This is a genomic window from Pseudoalteromonas rubra, from assembly GCF_004212645.1.
Lineage (GTDB): Bacteria > Pseudomonadota > Gammaproteobacteria > Enterobacterales > Alteromonadaceae > Pseudoalteromonas > Pseudoalteromonas rubra_G.
Genome location: NZ_PPUZ01000145.1, coordinates 1 through 3,236, shown reverse-complemented (window position 1 = coordinate 3,236; position 3,236 = coordinate 1). Strand labels below are relative to the sequence as shown.

Genomic DNA, 3,236 nt, shown 5'->3' with positions numbered 1-3,236 from the left:
GGAGCAAATATGACGCTAACAGCGTTAAAAATTTCTCATTTAGAACAACTGAATAGCAAAATTTTTGCCTTGTTATCGAGCCTATTTTCTCGCCTCAAAATAGAACACTTAATTAAGCAAATTGGTATGACACGATTAATCAGGTGCCTTCGTACTGCCCCGGTGGATATCCAGTTGCTCAATGGATCCCATATCCATATGGTGAGTTGGTTGAACCAGTAGACCCCGAAAGGCGATTATATCGCGCGCTGGTCATGGGTCGTGTCTATGCATTGTCAGTATCGAATGAGAGATGGGTAACTTTGTGCTGGGTTACTGGCCTGCGATACCTGCGCAGTAACAGGTGAGTATAAGCGCAGGCTTGTCTACGCTTTTTATGTTAAGTAAATTACTATCAACGGACATCAAAACGCGCTACCGGTTATTGGATCTTATGATAAACGCCGTAAAACAGGGTTTGCCAGGACTTGCCCTCGTTAGCCGAAGATTGCCAGTGCTGGTGCACTGTGTCATCTTCTTTTGGCTGCCAGGTAATACGGTGTAACACGGGTTTGCCCTCGCTATCAAATCCCGGACCTTGTAATACCATACCATTATTGTCGTGGTTGCCACTCAGTTGCAGCAGCAAACCGGCGTTGTCGGTCCAGCTCTGGTGCCAGCGTTGCTGTTGCCTGTCAAAGATATTGAGGCTTTTTCCCTGATAACCCGACACCGCCTGGTACTCCTCAAAGATCACGCAACCATTAAGTATTTTTGTGATTTTACTATTGCCAGCAAACTGGCCTTTTGACATGACCCGCCACTCACCGACCCAGAAATCAAAGGCATGGTATTGAGGGCTGTCGCACAAAGAGTTTGCGGTTGCATTGAGTGCGCCAGACAGTAAAAACAGTGCTAGTAGGTGCTTTACAGGCATAAGATCAAGCATTCCGTATGGTGGCCTTAGGTGCGATAGTCATAACCGCAATTCTCTTTAAAGGTAGCTGCTTTTATGATGATCAGGCAAGAAGCAAAAGTCAGGTGTTTGTGCGCGCAGGCACCGATACAATAGCGCTTGCATGGTACTGCCAGTTATCGGGTCCACAATCGTTGGGATAGAGTATTCTTTATGCCTGCCATATGAGGCATAAATAACCGCTTACAAGTTGCCCTTTTGTTGACTGCTGTTGCACGATATGAAACGATCGCTCAATAATAGTAATTTGAATTTATTGGTAAAAATGAAGGACCAACTTACATCCAATCTGGATGTGCTGGCTGCGCACGGCGTGTGTGTGTCGGCGCTGCCAAAGGGCGATGCACTGACGCATTTTGCCGAGGCGTTTTATGGTGCCAACATTGAAAAGCAGTGTATCGCGCAGGCAAAGCTGTTTTTAAAGCAGCCCAGTCACCTCTCTTTACACTATAAAAGCAATCACCAGTCGGACTATATTCATCAGTATTTTATTAATGACATGAATCAGCATGCCCAGAGTCTTGGGTGGCGAAAAAATTCAAAACCTCAACGGGGCACCTTGATCATGCTGGGAGTCGGTGCGGGTTATCAGCTGCCATGGCTGTTAAAACAGATCCGCTACACCGATGTGATCCTTGTAGAACCCGAGCCCAGGCATTTGGCCCTGTTGTGCCAGCATATTGATTTGGCCCAGATCAGTGCTTTATGTGATAAGCGGGGCGGGTCATTTAGCCTGGCTACTTGCGAGTCTTTTGACGCATTTTATGCCATGTTACAAAATCGCCTTGTTGAAGTTGGCCCACACCTGGTGGCAGATATTAGCCTGTACCGGCATTACTCAACCCCGGTATTTGATGATATTTTTGAGCGTTTTCGTCAGTGGCGCAATAGTCTTGCCAGTATGTGGGGGTTTTTAGAGGATGAGTTGATTGGGCTGGCGCATACGCAGCAAAACAGTGCCAGCTATGATATTGCGTCGCATCAGAACCGTTTTGCAAGCTATGCAGATGTGCCGGTTGCGGTGATTGGCAGCGGTCCATCGTTAGATAAGGACATTGCATTATTAAAACGCCAGCGTGACAAGGTGCTGCTGGTTTCCTGTGGTACGGCGCTGAGTGTTTTGTTAAGTCATGACATAGTGCCCGACTTTCAGGTTGAAATGGAGCGTTCACCGCAGGTTTTTTATCTCAAAGAAGAGCAGCTGACCGATCCCAGATTACATAGCACTGTACTACTGACTCTGAACACTGTTTATCCCAAATTACTCAATACTTATCGGCACTGTATTGTGTTTCCCAAAGCACATGATCTTGGCGCAACTTTACTGTCTGAGCATCGTGAACGTGGCCCGGCCCTGGCGCATTGCAACCCAACGGTGACGAACATGGCGGTTGCTGCACTTTCCCGGCTCGGGTTTAATAACCTGCTGTTGCTGGGGTGTGATTACGGCTACCTTGACCCCAAACGTCATCACAGCCAGGATTCGACGTATTACGACCCATCCTGCGCCATTGCGGATGGTAATTATGGCAGCGAAATACGTGTTAAAGGGAACTTCACAAAGCACGTGTTTACCTCGCGCATATTCAACGAGTCGAGGCTGGTGCAGGAGCGTTTACTCAGCTCGAAAACGGCGCTGCGGGTGTTAAATTGTAGCGATGGCGCATTTGTAAAAGGCAGTGTGCCGACACAGTTCAGTGATGTGACCTTGTGTGAAGTTGATAAAAATCAGTTGATGAACGAAGTACGCCGCTATGCTAAAACGCAGGATGTTGATACGCTGGAAACCGGACATTATGTGACGCAGGCCATTGTGCAGCTGGAGACGCTCCGTTTAAGGGTTGCAAACCGGACTCAACCGGAGGCGATCCTGGTTGATATGGCCCGTATGATCCGTACATTGGAGACTGATCCCGACTTTGTCTTCAGCCGCTATTTGCTGGCCGGCTCTATGAAATACCTGACAACGAGTATTGCCAGTCATATTAATCATATCGCTGTAGCGGCAAAAGCAGACTATACAGCCGTTATGAAAGAAAAACTACTGCATACATTAGGTCACACCATTGACCGATTACAAACCCTAACTCAACCCAATAATCATTAAGGAAAATCAATGAAATTTAGTTTAGCCACCGTCTTGCCTATCGCATTGGCCTCGGCCCATGTGGGTAAAACGCTTGCTCATACAGCTGACTCAATTGCAGCCGGTCAGTTAAGTGGTCAGGCCCAATTCAGTGCGCCATACGATTCAGATACCTTTGGCGCAGATGATTCGTTT

At 47.4% G+C, this 3,236-nt stretch carries 2 protein-coding genes and 1 pseudogene; 2 read left to right on the top strand and 1 reads right to left on the bottom strand.

The window, feature by feature from the left end:
• A pseudogene (locus tag C3B51_RS23840) lies at nt 1–222 on the top strand (hypothetical protein); the annotation flags it as partial.
• A gap of 199 nt (nt 223–421) precedes the next feature.
• Here the strand turns inward: C3B51_RS23840 and C3B51_RS22975 are convergent.
• On the bottom strand, nt 422–916 hold the full coding sequence (locus C3B51_RS22975) for a DUF1579 family protein (RefSeq protein WP_164519315.1): 495 nt from the start codon (nt 914–916) through the stop codon (nt 422–424).
• A gap of 304 nt (nt 917–1,220) precedes the next feature.
• On the opposite strand from C3B51_RS22975, the gene C3B51_RS22970 reads away from it, so the two are divergent.
• On the top strand, nt 1,221–3,062 hold the full coding sequence (locus C3B51_RS22970) for a 6-hydroxymethylpterin diphosphokinase MptE-like protein (protein WP_165389232.1): 1,842 nt from the start codon (nt 1,221–1,223) through the stop codon (nt 3,060–3,062).
• The last annotated feature ends 174 nt before the right edge of the window (nt 3,063–3,236 follow it).